General features: G+C 69.2%; 11 protein-coding genes. 5 read left to right on the plus strand and 6 right to left on the minus strand.

What is annotated here, in order from left to right:
* Window positions 1–21: 21 nt before the first annotated feature.
* Both AC3WRV_RS11000 and AC3WRV_RS11005 read left to right on the plus strand, forming a co-directional pair.
* The gene (locus AC3WRV_RS11000; protein WP_492313268.1) at window positions 22–1041 is read left to right on the plus strand and encodes a cysteine synthase A; all 1020 of its coding nucleotides are present in this window, start codon (window positions 22–24) and stop codon (window positions 1039–1041) included.
* Window positions 1041–1817 (plus strand): sulfite exporter TauE/SafE family protein, encoded by a 777-nt coding sequence (locus AC3WRV_RS11005; protein WP_492313269.1) that lies wholly within the window; start codon window positions 1041–1043, stop codon window positions 1815–1817. The genes AC3WRV_RS11000 and AC3WRV_RS11005 overlap by 1 nt, the downstream gene beginning before the upstream one ends.
* Window positions 1818–1828: 11 nt before the next feature.
* Here AC3WRV_RS11005 and nagE read toward each other — a convergent pair whose 3' ends face one another.
* The 4 genes from nagE to AC3WRV_RS11025 form a co-directional block, all read right to left on the minus strand.
* The gene (gene nagE / locus AC3WRV_RS11010) at window positions 1829–3514 is read right to left on the minus strand and encodes an N-acetylglucosamine-specific PTS transporter subunit IIBC (protein WP_492313270.1); all 1686 of its coding nucleotides are present in this window, start codon (window positions 3512–3514) and stop codon (window positions 1829–1831) included.
* The gene (gene ptsP, locus AC3WRV_RS11015) at window positions 3511–6051 is read right to left on the minus strand and encodes a phosphoenolpyruvate--protein phosphotransferase (protein WP_492313271.1); all 2541 of its coding nucleotides are present in this window, start codon (window positions 6049–6051) and stop codon (window positions 3511–3513) included. The genes nagE and ptsP overlap by 4 nt, the downstream gene beginning before the upstream one ends.
* Window positions 6051–8177, minus strand: a complete 2127-nt coding sequence (locus AC3WRV_RS11020; RefSeq protein WP_492313272.1) for a family 20 glycosylhydrolase — start codon at window positions 8175–8177, stop codon at window positions 6051–6053. Before AC3WRV_RS11020 ends, ptsP begins: the two co-directional genes overlap by 1 nt.
* 128 nt (window positions 8178–8305) lie before the next feature.
* On the minus strand, window positions 8306–11059 hold the full coding sequence (locus tag AC3WRV_RS11025) for a TonB-dependent receptor (protein ID WP_492313273.1): 2754 nt from the start codon (window positions 11057–11059) through the stop codon (window positions 8306–8308).
* Between the two features lie 255 nt (window positions 11060–11314).
* On the opposite strand from AC3WRV_RS11025, the gene AC3WRV_RS11030 reads away from it, so the two are divergent.
* The 3 genes from AC3WRV_RS11030 to nagA are packed head-to-tail and all read left to right on the plus strand — an operon-like array spanning window position 11315 to window position 14240.
* Window positions 11315–12055: a GntR family transcriptional regulator gene (locus AC3WRV_RS11030; RefSeq protein ID WP_492313274.1), complete on the plus strand. Its 741-nt coding sequence runs from the start codon at window positions 11315–11317 to the stop codon at window positions 12053–12055.
* Entirely contained in the window at window positions 12055–13086 is a 1032-nt protein-coding gene (locus AC3WRV_RS11035; RefSeq protein ID WP_492313275.1) for an SIS domain-containing protein, read from the plus strand. Before AC3WRV_RS11030 ends, AC3WRV_RS11035 begins: the two co-directional genes overlap by 1 nt.
* On the plus strand, window positions 13086–14240 hold the full coding sequence (gene nagA / locus AC3WRV_RS11040) for an N-acetylglucosamine-6-phosphate deacetylase (RefSeq protein ID WP_492313276.1): 1155 nt from the start codon (window positions 13086–13088) through the stop codon (window positions 14238–14240). The genes AC3WRV_RS11035 and nagA overlap by 1 nt, the downstream gene beginning before the upstream one ends.
* Window positions 14241–14267: 27 nt before the next feature.
* On the opposite strand, the gene lldD is transcribed toward nagA, so the two are convergent.
* Together lldD and lra1 are read right to left on the minus strand one after the other, a co-directional pair.
* Window positions 14268–15410: an FMN-dependent L-lactate dehydrogenase LldD gene (lldD, locus tag AC3WRV_RS11045; protein ID WP_291835843.1), complete on the minus strand. Its 1143-nt coding sequence runs from the start codon at window positions 15408–15410 to the stop codon at window positions 14268–14270.
* A gap of 10 nt (window positions 15411–15420) precedes the next feature.
* Entirely contained in the window at window positions 15421–16197 is a 777-nt protein-coding gene (gene lra1 / locus AC3WRV_RS11050) for an L-rhamnose 1-dehydrogenase Lra1 (protein ID WP_492313277.1), read from the minus strand.
* Between the last annotated feature and the right edge of the window lie 5 nt (window positions 16198–16202).

The following is a 16202-nucleotide window of genomic DNA, read 5'->3' on the forward strand; positions in this document are numbered from 1 at the left end:
CCCGTTTCCAGAGATATCGCCTTGACGCTCCGACGTTCCGTGATCGACCTGATCGGTCAGACTCCCCTTCTTCGACTGAACCGCCTGTCGGATGCGACGGGGTGCGAAATCCTGGGCAAGGCGGAGTTCATGAACCCTGGCCAGTCGATCAAGGACCGCGCCGCCCTGTCGATCGTCCAGCGCGCCCGGGCGTCGGGCGAACTGCGTCCGGGCGGAACCATCGTGGAAGGCACCGCCGGCAACACCGGGATCGGTCTGAGCCTGGTGGGCGCCGCCCTCGGCCACCCGGTCGTGGTCGTCATGCCCCGCACCCAGTCGGAAGAGAAGAAGCTGGCGCTGCGGGCGCTCGGAGCCCGGCTGGTCGAGGTGGACGCGGCGCCCTTCTCGAGCCCCAGCCATTTCGTCCACCATTCAGCCCGCCTGGCGCGAGAACTCGACGCCGAACTTGCGAACGGCGCCTTCTGGGCCAACCAGTTCGATAACCTGTCCAACCGCCTGTCCCACTACGAAGGGACCGGACCGGAGGTCTGGGAGCAGACCCAGGGCCGCGTTGACGGCTTCGTCAGCGTCGTCGGGTCCGGCGGCACCCTGGCGGGGATCGGGAGCTTCCTGAAGGAACGCAATCCGTCGATACAGACCGCCCTCGCCGACCCGGCCGGGGCCTCGCTCTACAGCTGGTTCACCCGCGGCGAGATGAAGTCAGAAGGCTCCTCGATCACCGAGGGCATCGGGGTGGGCCGGATCACCGGAAACCTCGAAGGCTTCACGCCGGATCACGCCTTCCGGATCGAGGACGCGGAATTCCTGCCGATCCTCTTCGACCTGATCCAGGAAGAGGGCCTCTCCCTGGGGGGATCGAGCGGCGTCAACCTGGTCGGCGCCGTGCGGCTGGCCCGGGAGCTCGGCCCCGGGAAGACCATCGTCACCCTGCTGTGCGACCCCGGCATCCGCTACGCCTCCCGGCTGTTCAATGTGGAGTATCTGTCGGCGCGGGGCCTGCCCGTCCCGAACTGGCTGAACCCGGATCGGGCGCCCGGCTGATGGAAGAGTTCCTGCTGTTCGCCGCCGTCGGCTTCGCCGCCCAGATCGTCGATGGGGCGCTGGGCATGGCGTTCGGGGTCATCTCCTCGACCCTGCTGCTCAGCCTGGGCACGCCGCCGGCCGTCGCCTCGGCCAGCGTCCACGCAGCCAAGGTGTTCACCGGAACCGCGTCCGGCCTGTCCCACCTCGCCCACGGCAACGTCCGCTGGTCGCTGTTCTGGCCCCTCGCCGTCGGCGGCGTGATCGGCGGCGTGATCGGCGGCGTCTTCCTGACCTCCATCGACGGCGCCCTGATCAAGCCCTGGGTGCTGGGGTGGCTGGCGCTGATGGGGGTGATCATCCTCGTCCGCGCCACCCGCGAGATCCGGCTCCGACATGCGCCGATCAAGGGCGCCGCCCCGCTCGGCGTGGTGGGCGGCTTTCTCGATGCGCTGGGCGGCGGAGGCTGGGGTCCGACGGTGACGACCACCCTGGTGAGCGTCGGGGAACCGCCGCGTCAGGCCGTCGGCACCGGCAACGCCGCTGAGGCCGTCGTCGCGGCGGCCGTCTCGACCACCTTCATCGTCGCCCTGGTCACGGGCCACTGGGAGGAGGTCGACGGGCTAAAGCAGTATGGGACCTCGGTCGCGGGTCTGATCGTCGGCGGCGTCATCGCCTCGCCCCTGGCCGCCTTCATCTCCCGCATCCTTCCGGTGCGGCCATTCGCCTGGCTGATCGGGGTGCTGATCCTGGCGCTCGCGGGCTTCCAGCTCCTGGGACCGCTGCTCGGGCGCTGACCCGCCCGTTCTCAGTCGGGCGCGAGCAGGATCTGGAGGGTATCGGAACCGGTGCGAACGAAGCCGCGGGGCAGAAGGGCGGTCAACCGCGCCGGATCAATATCGGCCTGGTTCAGGCGAACGCAAAGGCGCCCCGCCTTGCGCTGGACGCTCTCGACATTGCCGGCACCGCCCAGGGCCGCCAGGACGTCCGGCGCCAGGTCCGGCGTTCCTTCCGCGACGGCGGTACGCGGGTCCTGCGGACGTGGAGCATCCCCTGCGCCAATGACCGCCTTGATCTCGTCCGCAACGGCGTCGGCGATCGGCCCCAGCACGACCTGAAGCTGGTCCGGGGCCGGCGCGATGACGCCGCGCGCGCCCAGCCGCTTCAGCGCCGCCTCGTCCACCGCCTCGCGCGACCGGATATGCAGCCGCAGGCGGGTGGTGCAGGCGGCGACGGAGGTCAGATTGCCCGCGCCGCCCAGGGCCGCGACGAAGCGCTCGGCCCGACTGCCCGCCACATCCGAGATCGGCGCAGCCGCGACGGGCTCGTCCTCCCGTCCGGGCGTCTTCAGGTTGAAGATCGAAATGGCGCCCCGGAACAGGCCGTAATAGAGGCCGCCGTAGACCAGTCCGACCGGCAGCAGCATCCAGGGCCGCGTCGCGCGGCCATAGTTCAGCACATAGTCGAACAGGCCCGCCGAGAAGGTGAAGCCCAGCCGCGATCCCAACAGGTCCATCGCCACCATCGACACCCCGGTCAGCACCGCGTGGATGGCGTAGAGGACCGGCGCCAGGAACATGAAGGTGAACTCGATCGGCTCGGTCACCCCGGTCAGGAAGGCGGTCAGCGCCAGGGAGAACAGCATGCCCCCGACCTCCTTTCGTCGGTCCGGGCGGGCGGCGTGGTACATGGCCAGGCAGGCGGCGGGCAGGCCGAACATCATGACGGGGAAGAAGCCGCTCATGAAGACGCCCGCGCTCGGGTCGCCAGCGAAGAAGCGGTTCAGGTCGCCGGTCGCCCCGTTGTAGTCGCCGACGATGAACCAGGCGACGTTGTTCAGGATGTGGTGAAGGCCGGTGACGATCAGCAGCCGGTTCAGGAAGCCGTAGACGAACAGGCCGATCTCGCCTGACCCGACCACGGCGCGGCTGAAGACGTCGATGGCGTGGTCGATGCCCGCGAAGGTCAGCCCGACGGCGGCGGCCACCACCAGGCCGGCCACGCCCGCGACGATGGGCACGAAGCGGCGACCGGCGAAGAAGCCCAGATAGTCCGGCAATTTGAACGTCGAGAAGCGGTTGTAGCAGGCCCCGGCGATCAGGCCGGCGACAATGCCGATGGGTACGCCCAGCCGCGACAAGGCCTGGTCCTTGAAGACCTTTGACGCCGCATCGACGGCGTCGCCGGTGAGACCCGCGACCGCTTCGGGCGGCACGCTCAGCAGGACCTTGGACGCCTCGACCGAGATCAGGAAGCAGACCACGCCCGCCAGGCCGGCGGCGCCGTTGTTGTCCTTGGCCAGGCCGACGGCCACGCCGACCGCGAACAGCAGACCCAGATTGGCGAAGATCGCCTGCCCCGCCGCCGAGATGAAGGCGATGTCCATGAGGTCCGGCTGGCCCAGACGCAGCAGCAGACCCGCGACCGGCAGGACGGCGATGGGCAGCATCAGGGCCCGGCCGAGCGGCTGCAGGCTGGACAGTCCGATCTTCATGCGACCGCTCCGACGACATGGGATTTGAGCAGGGCCGCCAGACGCTCGTCGGCCAGGGCGCGCACGGCCTCGGCGTTGTCCAGCGTCAGCGCCTGGGCCGCCAATGCGCGGCAGTCGGCCAAGGTCATGGACCGCACCACGGCCTTGATCTCGGCCACCATCGACGGCGTGGCCGACAGCTCGGTGACGCCGAGCCCGATCAGGATGGGCGCGGCCAGAACATCGGAGGCCAGTCCGCCGCAGACGCCGATCCAGCGGGTGTCTGCGGCCCCCGCCGCGGTCTGCGCGATCAAGCGCAGGACCGCCGGGTGCAGGCTGTCGAGCTGGGCCGCCAGATGGGCGTTCTGGCGATCCATGGCCAAGGCGTACTGGGTCAGGTCATTGGTGCCGACCGAGACGAAGTCGATGTGGGGCGCCAGCAGGTCAGCGGTCATGGCCGCCGCCGGCGTCTCGATCATCACCCCCAGCAGCGGCGTCTGACCGCCGGTCTCGTTCGCGGCGATATCCAGCAGGGCACGGACCTGACGCACCTCGGACGCAGAAGCGATCATCGGCAGCATGACGGCGACCGTTCCGGCCGAGCGCACCCGGCAGACGGCGCGCAGCTGGGTCAGCAGCAGGTCGGGCCGGTGCAAGCCCGCCCGGACGCCCCGCAGGCCCAGAGCCGGATTGTCCTCCTGCGGCATGGGCAGATAGGGCATGGGCTTGTCGCCCCCCGCATCGAGGGTGCGGATGACCAGCGGTCGTCCGTCCAAGGCGTCGGCGATGGCCTGATACTGGACCAGTTGCTCGTCTTCCGTCGGGGCGCTCTGGCGTTCGAGGAAGAGGAATTCGGTCCGCAGCAGGCCGCAACCCTCGGCGCCCCCGGCCACGGCGGGCGCGGCCTCGGTCACGGCGCCCAGATTGGCGAAGACTTCGATACGGACGCCGTCGGCGGTGCGGCAGTCTTCGGAGGCCAGGGCGTGCGCCTCGGCCCGCCGGCGGTCGCGGGCGGCGGCCCCGCTCTGGGCGCGCGCCTGACGGGCGGCGGAGGGGTTGGCGACCAGTCGCCGGCCGTCGGCGTCCAGCACCACCAGGGCGCCGTCCGCGACCCGGTCCAGACCAGGTCCCACGGCGACCAGGGCGGGCACGCCCATGGCCGCGGCCAGGATGGCGACGTGCGAGGTCGGTCCGCCGCGGGCGGTGCACAGCCCCGCCACCTTGACCGCGTCCAGCGCGATCAGTTGAGACGGCAGCAGGTCGTCGGCCAGGATGACCGATCCGGTCCCCAGCACCACCGGCGCCGGCGCGGCCTCGCCCGACAGTTCGATCAGGACCTGACGTTCCAGATCCATCAGATCGTCGGCGCGCTCAGCCGTGCGGGCGTCGCCCAGCGACCGGAACAGCGCCACCCCGCCCTGCGTCGCCTTGCGCCAGGCGAAACCGGCGCCGGCGCCCGCGTCGATGGCCTCCTGCGCCGCGGCGATCAGGCCGGGGTCATCAAGGAAGGCCAGATGGGCCGCCAGAATGGCGCGACGATGCGCACCGCCGCCGGCCACAGAAGCCTCGATGCGGCCACGCACCGCGCTCAGCGCCTGTTGCAGGGCGGCCTGCTCCAGTTCGACGCCGCGCCCCTGTTCCGGCGTTTCAATCTCGGCCTGACGCAGACGCACGGCGCGGCCGATCGCCAGACCCGGCGCCGCCATGACGCCCGAGAAGATCAGTTCGCCGTCCTCGCCCGCGGCCGGACCGGCTGGAGCCTCAGGCGTTTCGGCGGCGTGGACGACAGGCGCGCTCTCGCCGCCCTCACCCAGACCGGACAGGATCAGGGTGGCGATCGCCTCCAGCGCCGCCTCGGCCTGCGGACCGCTGGCGCTCAGGATCAGGTCGTCGCCATCCTTGAGCCCCAGGGTCATCATGGCCGTCAGGCTGGCGGCGTCAGCGCTGCGGTCGCCCAGGATCAGCCGGACCCGGGCATCGAAACCCTTGGCGGCGGCGGCGATGAGCGAGGCCGGGCGGGCGTGCAGGCCATGCGGCAGCGGCGCACGCACCGCTCGGGTCAGCGCCGCCTGTTCGTCGCCCGCCATCGCACCGAAGGCGGCCGCTGGACGCACCGCCATGATCGGCTCACCCGCCATCACGAGACGGTTCAGGGGCAACAGGCGGACCTCGCCCTCATTAGCCAGCAGAACCGGCGAGATCAGGCTCTTCGCGCCTCCCACCACGACGTCCATGTCCAGCGACAGCAGGAGATCGCCGGTGCGCACCCGCGCGCCCTCCGCGACATGGGCGGTGAAGCCCGCGCCGTTCAGAGAGACCGTCTCCAGTCCCAGATGGATCAGGATTTCCGGCCCGTCGTCCGAACGCACGCTGACGGCGTGGCCGGTGCGGGCCAGGCTCGAGACTACGCCGTCGAAGGGCGCGCGGACCGTCAGGCCGGTCGGGTCGATGGCCAGTCCCTCGCCGACCATGCGCGCGGCGAAGGCGGTGTCCGGGACCTCGTCCAGTGAACAGACCCAGCCGTCGATCGGCGCGTGGACGATCAGTTCCGGCGTCATCATTCGTCCTCGGGCTTGGTCGGATCGGACAGGCGCACCCAGTCGACGCCCCACATCGGATCCAAGTCTTTCTGCGTGAAGCGCAGGCACAGGTCGTGCGCGCCCGAGCGAACGGGCAGGAGTCCGGAGAGCGTGGTGATCCCGTCGTTCCCGGCGGCCGAGGCCAGGGGAATGATCAGCGCGGGTTCGCCCTCGCAGCCGTCGATGCGGACCTCCAGCTCGCCCTCCGGCGTGCGCGGGGTCCCCAGGTGGATCTTGTCGCGGTCAGCGCCGATCTGGAAGTTGAAGGGAACCTGGCCGACGGCGGCCTCGAAGCGCACGACATGGCGGAGGTCCGCCGACTGATAGATCCAGCAGGGATTGAGGATGTCCATCAGCAGGGCCGCGCGCTCGCCCTCCAGCGGGGCGTCATCGATCAGCGACAGCGGCAGGGCCGCACTGCACAGCTTCATCTGATGGTCGTAGCGGCGCTGGCCGTCGGCGGGCGGAACGGCGGCGACCTCGGTCAGGCCGCTGGTCGCATAGTCGATGCCGAGCGTGCGATAGCGCGCCAGCTGCGGATCCAGCCGCGCGCGGAAGTCGGCGAAGTCCAGCCGTTCATGCGGGGTCCAGGCCATTTCGGCCAGGGCCGATAGACGCGGGAAGGCCTGGTATTCGACCCGCTCCTCATCGCGCATATGTTCGGTGAACAGGTTGGCCTGCACCCCGAGGACGCGGCGCGCCTGCTCCGGGGTCAGTTCGTCCGGTGTCGGATCAAAGGAATAGACGTCGCGCAGGGACGAGGTGAAGCCGCGGCCCGGCGCCCCGTCGTCGGCGCTCTGGCGGTTGTCCAGATAGAGGACCGGCGCTGGAGACATCACCGTGTCATGGCCCAGGCGCGCCGCCTCGATGGCGCCCTCGACGCCGCGCCAGGACATGACGCTGGCGTTCGGATTGATGCCGCCCTCGAGGATTTCGTCCCAGCCGATCATGCGCCGGCCGTGGTCGTTCAGTCGCTTTTCCAGACGGGCGACGAACCAGCTCTGCAGCTTCTCCTCGTCCGTCAGCCCGAGTTCCCGCATCCGCTCCTGAACGCGGGCCGAGGCCTTCCACTGATCCTTGACCGCCTCGTCGCCGCCGATGTGGACGTACTCGCCGGGGAACAGATCGACGACCTCGTCCATCACGTTCTCGAGGAAGACCAGCGTCGGCTCCTCGACGTTGAACAGGGTCGGATAGACGCCCCAGTCAGCGGGCACGACCGGTACGGAGCCGCCGGGGACGTCGGTCACACCCAGCTCGGGATAGGCGGCGACCGCCGCGCTGGCATGGCCGGGCACGTCGATCTCGGGCACCACTACGATGTTACGGGCCGCCGCATAGGCGACGATGTCGCGTACCTGATCCTGGGTGTAGACGCCGCCGTAGAGGCGCGGGCGGCCAGTGGCCGGGTCGATGTCCTTCTGCGCCGCCGCGCCCGCATGGACGCGCCAGCCGCCGACCTCGGTCAGCCTGGGATAGCGTCTGATCTCCAGCCGCCAGGCCTGGTCGTCGGTCAGGTGCCAGTGGAAGACGTTGAGCTTGTGCAACGCCATCCAGTCGATGAATTCCTTGATGAACTCCGGCGACTGATAGTGGCGGGCGGAATCCAGCATGACGCCGCGCCAGCCGAAGCGAGGGGCGTCCTGGATGGCGACGGCGGGAATGGCCACCGCCCCCTGCCCCGCCTCGGCGGTAGCCAGCTGCCACAGGCTGACCGCGCCATACAGAAGGCCGCCGAAGTCGCCGGCGGTGATCACCGCGCCCTGCGGAGTCACGTCCAGGCGATAGGCGTCAGCGGTCGATCCGGCGTCATGGCGGAAGACGACGGTGCCGGGCGCGGCCTCGCCTTCGCGCACCGTCAGGGTCAGGCCACGCGTGCGCTGCATGAGTTCCGCGAAATGCGCCGCCGCCCGGGCGGCCTCGGCGTCGCCACGCGGCGTCAGGATCGCCGTTCCCGCGGTGATCCGGAATGCGCCGGGTATCGCCGTCACTGACTGGGGCCTGGGAATGATCGAGCCCGTCGTCGTCTGCGCCAATGCCGGCGCCGCCGCCGCCAGAGTGCAGATCAGGGCGAACGCCGTCGCCGATCGCGCGATCAGGGTCATCGCAGTCTCGCAGCTGGAGAAAGGGCGCGCGGGACGTGGGACGCCCCGCGCCAGTCTGGCCTCAGGAGGAGACCTTGGCGACAGGCTTTTGCGAGGACGACGGATCATCGCCCTCGCAAAACCGGGTCCTAGAACTCGATCGCCAGCGTCGCCATCAGCTTGCGGCCCGTACGATAGACGCCGCGCGGCAGGTCCACCGTATTGGCGTAGGCGTAGTACTCGCTGTCGAGCAGGTTCTGGCCGGACACGGTCAGGCTGACGCGGTCATTGAAGGCATAGCCCGCCGTGGCGTCCAGGGTGTCGACGTCACGCACATACATGGCGTCGCCGCGGTCCAGGCCGGTGAAGTACCGCGACCGCCACGTGTAGGTCACACGGGCCGAGAAGGCGCCGTTCTCATAGAAGGGGCTGAGATTGACCTGGTGCTTGGAGTTGAACGGCAGATCCTGGCCGTTGTCCGCCTCGCCGTCGACCAGGGTGTAGTTGGCCAGCAGGCCGAAGCCGTAGGCGTAGTTCTGCTGATAGGCGAGCGACAGCCCCTTCAGTTCGGCCGAGCCGGCATTGGTCGGACGGCTGATCTGGTAGGTGGTGACGGCGTTCTGGGCCTGGTTGAAGTGCTGCTCAGGCGCGGTTTTCTGCAGGATGTAGTTGGAGATGTCCTTGACGAAGACTTCACCCGACAGGATGGCGTTCTCGCCGAAATACCATTCGGCCGCGACGTTCAGGTTGGTCGACTCGTACGGATCCAGGTCCGGATTGCCGCCGCCGCCGTTCAGGATCTGGTCCGACAGCCAGAAGTAGTTGGACATGTCGGCGTAGTTCGGACGGGCGATGACCCTGGACGCCGTCGCACGGATGAGCAGATCGTCCGAGACGGTGAACACCAGGTTCAGGCTGGGCAGGAAGTCGTCGTACTCCTTGGTCGTCACGCTCCAGGCCCAGTCGGCGGCGGTCGTGCCGCAGCCGGTGGCCGTCTGGTTGACGCAGATGTAGCCGCCACTGTCCGATTCCGTCCGGACGTAGCGCAGGCCGATGTTGCCCCGCACCAAGTCGTTTTCGAAGTTCGCCTGACCGTAGACGGCGTGGATCGTCTCCTGGACGTTCCAGTTCTGGGCCGTGAACTCGGCGTTGCCGAACACGGTCGGCGTCGGCGCGGCCTGCCACGGACGCAGGTAGCCGCCGGACTGGATGTAGTCCGCCAGGGCGCTGCCATCGATGCGGAAGCGGCCGGTCATCTGGCCGTTCACGCCGTCGAAGCCGTCCAGATAGTTGCCCGGCACCTGGCGCGGGTTGAACATCGCCGCGCTGTCCGGCGCGCCGAAGATCTGGACCGTCACGCCCGACATGCGCTGGTCGGTTTCGTGCTTGCGGTATTTGTAGCCGAACTGCAGGCGGTCGAAGAAGCCGTCGCGGTCCAGACCGAAATCGACCTGGCCGTAGGTCTCCTTGTCCGTGGTCGGCTTGGAAACGATGTTGCCGCCCCAGCCGGCGTTGTAGCCGGTCGGGCCGACGGACGGATCGCCCGCGCCCCAGCCGCCGTCGAACGAGAATTTCGAGGCGTTGGACAGCACGTCGTTGTTGGCCGGATTGGTATAGGTCAGGACGCCCGGCGAACCCGGCGCGCCCCGGAAATCAACGCTGTAATCGGCCCAGTTCAGGAACTCTCCAAACAGCTGGCGCTGGGTGCCGCCGTCGGCCTTGCTGTAGCCGATGTCGCCGGACAGATCCCAGCCCTCGCCCTGCCACTTGCCGTCCAGGTGATAGGAGTCCGTCGTCAGGGCGGCCTCGCGGTACTGGACGTCCAGCACGCTCAGCGCGTTCTTGAAGGCGGCGTATTTGATGACGCCGTCCTCGATCTGGATGTCGGTGAGCGCGCCCAGGCTGTTCCAGGTGTTGCCCTGGAAGGCGAACAGCGACTGGTTGGTGTTGTTGTAGGTCGCCTCGACGTGCAGCCAGTCGAAATTCAGGTCCAGTTGCTCGACCGGTCGCCATTGCAGGGCGACGGTATAGCTGTCGCGCTCACGGTCCTGCTCGAAGAAGTGGGTGCCGAACGAGTTCAGACCGCGGGCGTTCGGATTGGCCAGCAGGGTCGAGGCGCAGGTCCCGGCGCAGTTGCCGTTGGTGATGGAGTTGGCGCCCGGGTTCTCCGGGTTGCCGCCGGCGTAGTAGTTGGCCGGGATGGTGCCGTAGGCTTCCAGACCGTCGCGGCGCAGGCCGTCCTTGGCGTGCTGATAGGAGACCAGGACGCCGAAGTTGCGGTCCTCGTTCCGCCAACCGGCCAGCAGCGAATACTGGGGATCGGACTCTTCGGACCGGTCATTGTAAAGCCAGGTCGCGGCGCCCGAGAGGGTCAGGCCGTTGCCCAGGTCCAGCGGACGGCGGGTCAGGACGTCGACCGTGCCGCCGATGCTGCCTTCGTCGATGCGGGCTTCCGACGACTTGAAGACCTCGACCCGGCCGACGATCTGCGGCGCCAGCAAGGCATAGTTGAAAGTCCGTCCCGGCTGATCGAGGATGAACCAGTCCGCCGAAGCGACCGTCTGGCCGTTCAGCAGGGTGCGGTTCAGGGCCGGGTCGGTGCCCAGGATCGAAACCTTCTCACCCTGGCCGAAGGCGCGGTCGATGGTGACGCCCGGAATGATGGTGATAGCTTCCGCCACGTTCGAGCTGGGGAATTTGCCGACGTCTTCGGCGGTGACGACATCGATGATGGCGTCCGCGTTGCGTTTGGTCTGCAGCGATTGCTGCAGCGAGGCGCGAATACCGGTGACGATCACATCGTCGATGACGGCGGGTTCCCCCGCGTCCTGTGCGGCGGCGGCGCCGGCGACCAGCGCCAGAGCGCTTACGGTTCCGGCCAGCAAGGCATAACGAAGACTCATGACGCCTATTCTCCCCTGATTGGACCTACCCCCGCAGGTCCAGAAAAGCCCAATTTAAGACCAATATGGTCCATTCCCCGACCGCGAATGCTGAATTGCGCCGCCGTTGACACGAGACTTTCATCAAACAATCACGGCGCGCAAGACCAAAATGATAATTGGGCCTATTCTTTTATTATATTGGTACTTGATTGGTCGCATGACTTGCGTTCAGATGGGCGTATCAAACGGGCTGTTTGAATTGGACGGGGCGTAATGTCGTTTCTCGAAGCCATAGGCCCGCTGGACGCCCAGCGTCCGGCGCCGCTGTACCAGCAGCTGCAGCACGCCGTGCGCGAGGCGATCGAGCGTCACGCCCTGAAACCCGACGAGGCCCTGCCGCCCGAACGCGACCTCGCCTCGGGCCTGGCGGTGTCGCGCATCACGGTGCGCAAGGCGTTCGACGGCCTGGTCGCCGAGGGCCTGCTGACCCGCCGCCAGGGCGCCGGCACCTTCGTCGCCGCCCGGGTGGAGAAGAGCTTCTCCAAGCTGACGTCCTTCTCGGAAGACATGGCCGCGCGTGGCCGCAAGGCGACAAGTTCCTGGCTGAACCGCAGCGAAGGCGCCGTGACGCCCGAGGAATCGCTGACGTTGGGGCTCAGCCCCGGCACGCCGGTCTATCGCTTCAGCCGCATCCGCTACGCCGACGGCCTGCCGATGGCGCTGGAGTATTCGACCATCCCCGCGGCCTGCCTGCCCGGCCTCGATGCGGTCGGCGCCTCGCTGTACCGCGCCCTGGCCGACACCGGCTACCGCCCCAATCGCGCGCTTCAGCGCTTGCGGGCCATCCTGTTCAACGACGAGCAGGCCGAACTGCTGGGCACGACCGCCGGGGCGGCCGGGCTGCTGATCGAGCGCCGCGCCTTCCACGCTGGTCAGGCGGTCGAGGTCACCCAGTCCTACTATCGCGGCGACGCCTATGACTTCGTCGCCGAACTGAACGACGGCCCCGCCTGATGCGCGCCGAAGGCACGAAGATGTTCGCCGAGGCCGCCGAGGCCCCGGCCGTGGTCGCCGCCCAGCTGCGTGACAACGCCGGGATCGTCGCCCGCGCCGCCGCCTATCTGCGCGCGCACCCGCCCACCGCCGCCCTGATCTGCGGCCGGGGCAGTTCGGACAACGCCGGGGTCTTCGCCCGCTATCTGATCGAAGCCGAGACCGGCGTCCTGACCAGTCCCACCCCTCTGGCTCTCAGCTCGGTCTACGGGCTCACGCCGCGCATTCCCGGCGGCGTCTGCTTCGCCGTCTCGCAGTCGGGCAAGAGCCCGGACCTGGTCGCCGCCGCCGCCGCCGCCAAGGCGGGCGGCGCCTTCGTCATCGCCCTGGTCAATGTTGAGGGCTCGCCCCTGTCGGACGTGGCCGACCTGACCGTTCCGCTGCGCGCGGGCCCGGAGCTGTCGGTGGCCGCGACCAAGAGCTTCATCGCCAGCCTCAGCGCCATCGCCCATCTGGTCGCGGAATGGAGCGGCGACCCCGACCTGTCCGCCGGACTGAAGGATCTGCCGCGACAGCTGGACGCCGCCTGGAAACAGGACTGGTCCGCCGCCCTGCCCGCCCTGACCGATGCAACCAGCCTCTATGTCGTCGGCCGCGGCGTCGGCTTCGGCGTGGCCCGCGAGGCGGCGCTGAAGCTGAAGGAGACCTGCGGCCTGCACGCCGAGGCGTTCAGCACCGCCGAGGTCCGTCACGGCCCGATGGCTCTGGTCAAGACCGGCTTCCCCGTCCTGCTGCTGCCCCAGTCGGACGCGACGCGCGACGACGCCGAGGATCTGGCCGCCGACTTCGCCCGGCGGGGCGCCCGGGTCTTCTTCGCCGGAGCCACGACCGCGCCCGGCGTCGTCGCCCTGCCCACCGTGCACAGCCATCCGTGGCTTGAGCCGATCCTGCTGATCCAGAGCTTCTATCGGCTGGCGGCGACGCTCTCGACGGCGCGCGGCTTCGATCCCGACCGACCGCCCTATCTCAACAAGGTGACCGAGACCGTTTGATGCCCATCCTGCTGTATAACGGGCGGATTCTGGCCGAGGACGCCTTTCACGAAGGCCTCGCCGTGGTCATTGACGGCGACCGCATCGCCGCCGTCGGACCGGAAGCCGCCGTGCGCGCCGCCTTCCCGGAGGCGACGGATCACGACCTGAACGGCGACCGGCTGGTTCCCGGCTACATCGACACCCAGGTCAACGGCGGCGGCGGCGTCCTGTTCAACGACGCCCCCACGGTCGAGACCATCGCCCGCATCGGCGCGGCCCACCGGCGCTTCGGCACCACCGGCTTCCTGCCGACCCTGATCAGCGACGACCTGTCGGTCATCGACCGGGCCATCGACGCGGTCGAACAGGCCATGGCCGAGGGCGTGCCCGGGGTGCTGGGCATCCACGTCGAGGGCCCGTTCCTGAACGTCGCCCGCAAGGGCATCCACGACCCCAACAAGTTCCGTACCCTGGACGCCGAAGCCGTACGCCTGCTGACCCGGATGAAGACGGGCCGGACCCTGATCACCCTGGCCCCGGAAATGACCTCGCCCGACATGATCGCGGCCCTGGTCGCGGACGGCGCCGTGGTCGCCGCCGGCCATACGGACGCCGACCATGCGACGACCCGAACGGCGCTGGACGCCGGCGTGACCGGCTTCACCCACCTGTTCAACGCCATGTCGCCGCTGACCAGCCGCGAGCCCGGCGTGGTCGGGGCGGCGCTGGAGAACACTACCGCCTGGTGCGGGATCATCATCGACGGCCACCACGTCGATCCGGTGGTGTTGAAGCTGGCGCTGCGCTGCCGTCCCGCCGACCGCTTCATGCTGGTCACCGACGCCATGCCCAGCGTCAATGCGGGCAGTGACCACTTCTACCTTCAGGGCCGCCGCATCTCGGTGAAGGACGGCGCCTGTCTGGACGAGCGCGGCGTGCTGGCGGGCTCCGACCTCGACATGGCCGCCGCCGTGCGCAACGCCCGCGACCTGCTGGACCTCGACCTGCCGACCGCCGTCATGATGGCCTCGGCCGCTCCGGCCGCCTTCCTGGGCCTGGAGCGCGAACGCGGCCACATCGCGCCGGGGTTCGCCGCGGACCTTCTGATCCTCAACAAGGACCTGTCCGTCGCACAGAGCTGGATCGACGGCGCCCCGGTCCGTCACGTCTGACGCCGACGTCGGGCGACGCCCTTCGGTTCAACGCGCCAGCATGGTTCCGGAGATCGCATCGACCGAGGTCACCCCGGACAGGGCCATGGCGACGGTCATCTCGGCGGCCAGAAGCTCCAGGACGTGCGTCACGCCGGCTTCACCCCGCGCCGCCAGCGCATAGGCCCAGGCCCGTCCGATGAGGACGCCGTCGGCGCCGAGCGCGAGCATCCGCACCACATCCAGCCCGCTGCGCACGCCGCCGTCCGCCAGGACCGTGACCTTCCCCTGAACCGCCTCCGCGATCGCCGGCAGCGCGCGCGCGGACGACAGGGCGCCGTCCAGCTGGCGGCCGCCGTGGTTGGACACCACAAGGCCATCGGCGCCCAGGTCCACCGCCGCCCGGGCGTCCTCGGGGTCGAGCAGCCCCTTGATGATCAGGGGTCCCTTCCACTGATCCCGCACCCATTCCAGATCGCTCCAGGTCACGGAGGGATCGAAATTGTTCCGCATCCAGGCGAAGAAGTCCTCCAGGCCGGAGCCGTCGCCCAAGACCGGGGCCACATTGCCCAGGGCGTGCGGGCGTCCGTTGATCCCCACTTCCCACGCCCAGGCCGGCCGCTGCACCGCCTGCCAGATCCGCCTCACATCGCCCGCAAGCCCCGGCGCGCCGGCCAGGCCGGACCGGAGGTCGCGATAGCGCGATCCCGGCACCGGCATGTCGACCGTGAAGACCAGGGCGGGACATCCCGCCTCGGCCGCCCGCGTCAGAAGGTCCTTCATGAAGGCGCGGTCGCGGATCATGTAGAGCTGGAACCAGAACGGCGCCGGCGATCCTTTCGCGACCTCCCCGATCGGACAGGCCGAGACCGTCGACAGGGTGAAGGGCACGCCGAAGGCGGCCGCCGCCCGGGCCGCCTGAACCTCGCCGCGCCGGGCGTTCATCCCGGCCAGCCCGATCGGCGCCAGGGCGACCGGCAGGGCGCTCTTCTGGCCGAACAGGGTGGTCGACAGGTCGATGTTCGACACGTCGCGCAGCACGCGCTGGCGCAGTGCGATGTCCTGCAGGTCCGACACATTGCGGCGCAGGGTCGTCTCCGAATAGGAGCCGCCGTCGATGTACTCGAACAGGAAGCGCGGCAGTCGCCGCCGGGCGAGCTCGCGGTAGTCGCCGATGGATGCAGCCTTCATCGCCCGCGCCCTACTGGAAGTTCGCCAGGGCGCCGCCATCAACCAGCAAGGCCGCGCCGGACATGTAGGACGCCATGTCCGAGGCCAGGAAGGCGACGACGCCGGCGATGTCCTCAGGCCGGCCCAGCCGGCCCAGGGGAATGCGGCCTTCCATGTAACGGCGCTTGTCCGGATCGGCGAGATCGTCCTTGTTGATGTCGGTCGCGACCGTTCCCGGCAGGACGGAGTTGCACCGGATGCCATGCCGGCCCAGGGCGACGGCGCAGGACTGCATCAGGCTGTGCACCCCGGCCTTGGTCGGCGTGTAGTGAGTCTGCATCTCGCCGCCCACCAAGGCGGAGATCGAGCTGATGGCGACGATGGAGCCGCCCCGGCCCTCGGCGTCCCTGCCCTGCCTGACCATCTGGTTGGCCGCCGCCTGGACCATGAAATAGGCCCCGTGCAGGTTGACCTCCATCGTCCGGCGCAGGGTCTCGACCGGCATGTCGAGGAAGGCGTGGAACGGGCAGATGCCGGCGTTGGAGACGAAGACGTCCACCCGCCCGAACGCCTCGACCGCCGCCGCCACGAAGGCCGGCGCGCTCTCGGGCAGGGCCACGTCGCCGTCGACCGCGATCGCCCGCCGCCCCAGAGCCTCGACCGCCGAGAGCACGGCGGTGGCTTCTTCGGCGTCGTTGAAGGTGTTGATGGCGACGTCCGCACCCTGCCGCGCCGCTTCGATCGCGGTCGCCCGGCCGATCCCGCGCGAGGCGCCGGTGACCAGCACCACCTTGTTTTCAAGCAGCATGCGGA

It is taken from the genome of Brevundimonas sp. EU05-FHT14B11, from assembly GCF_058790835.1.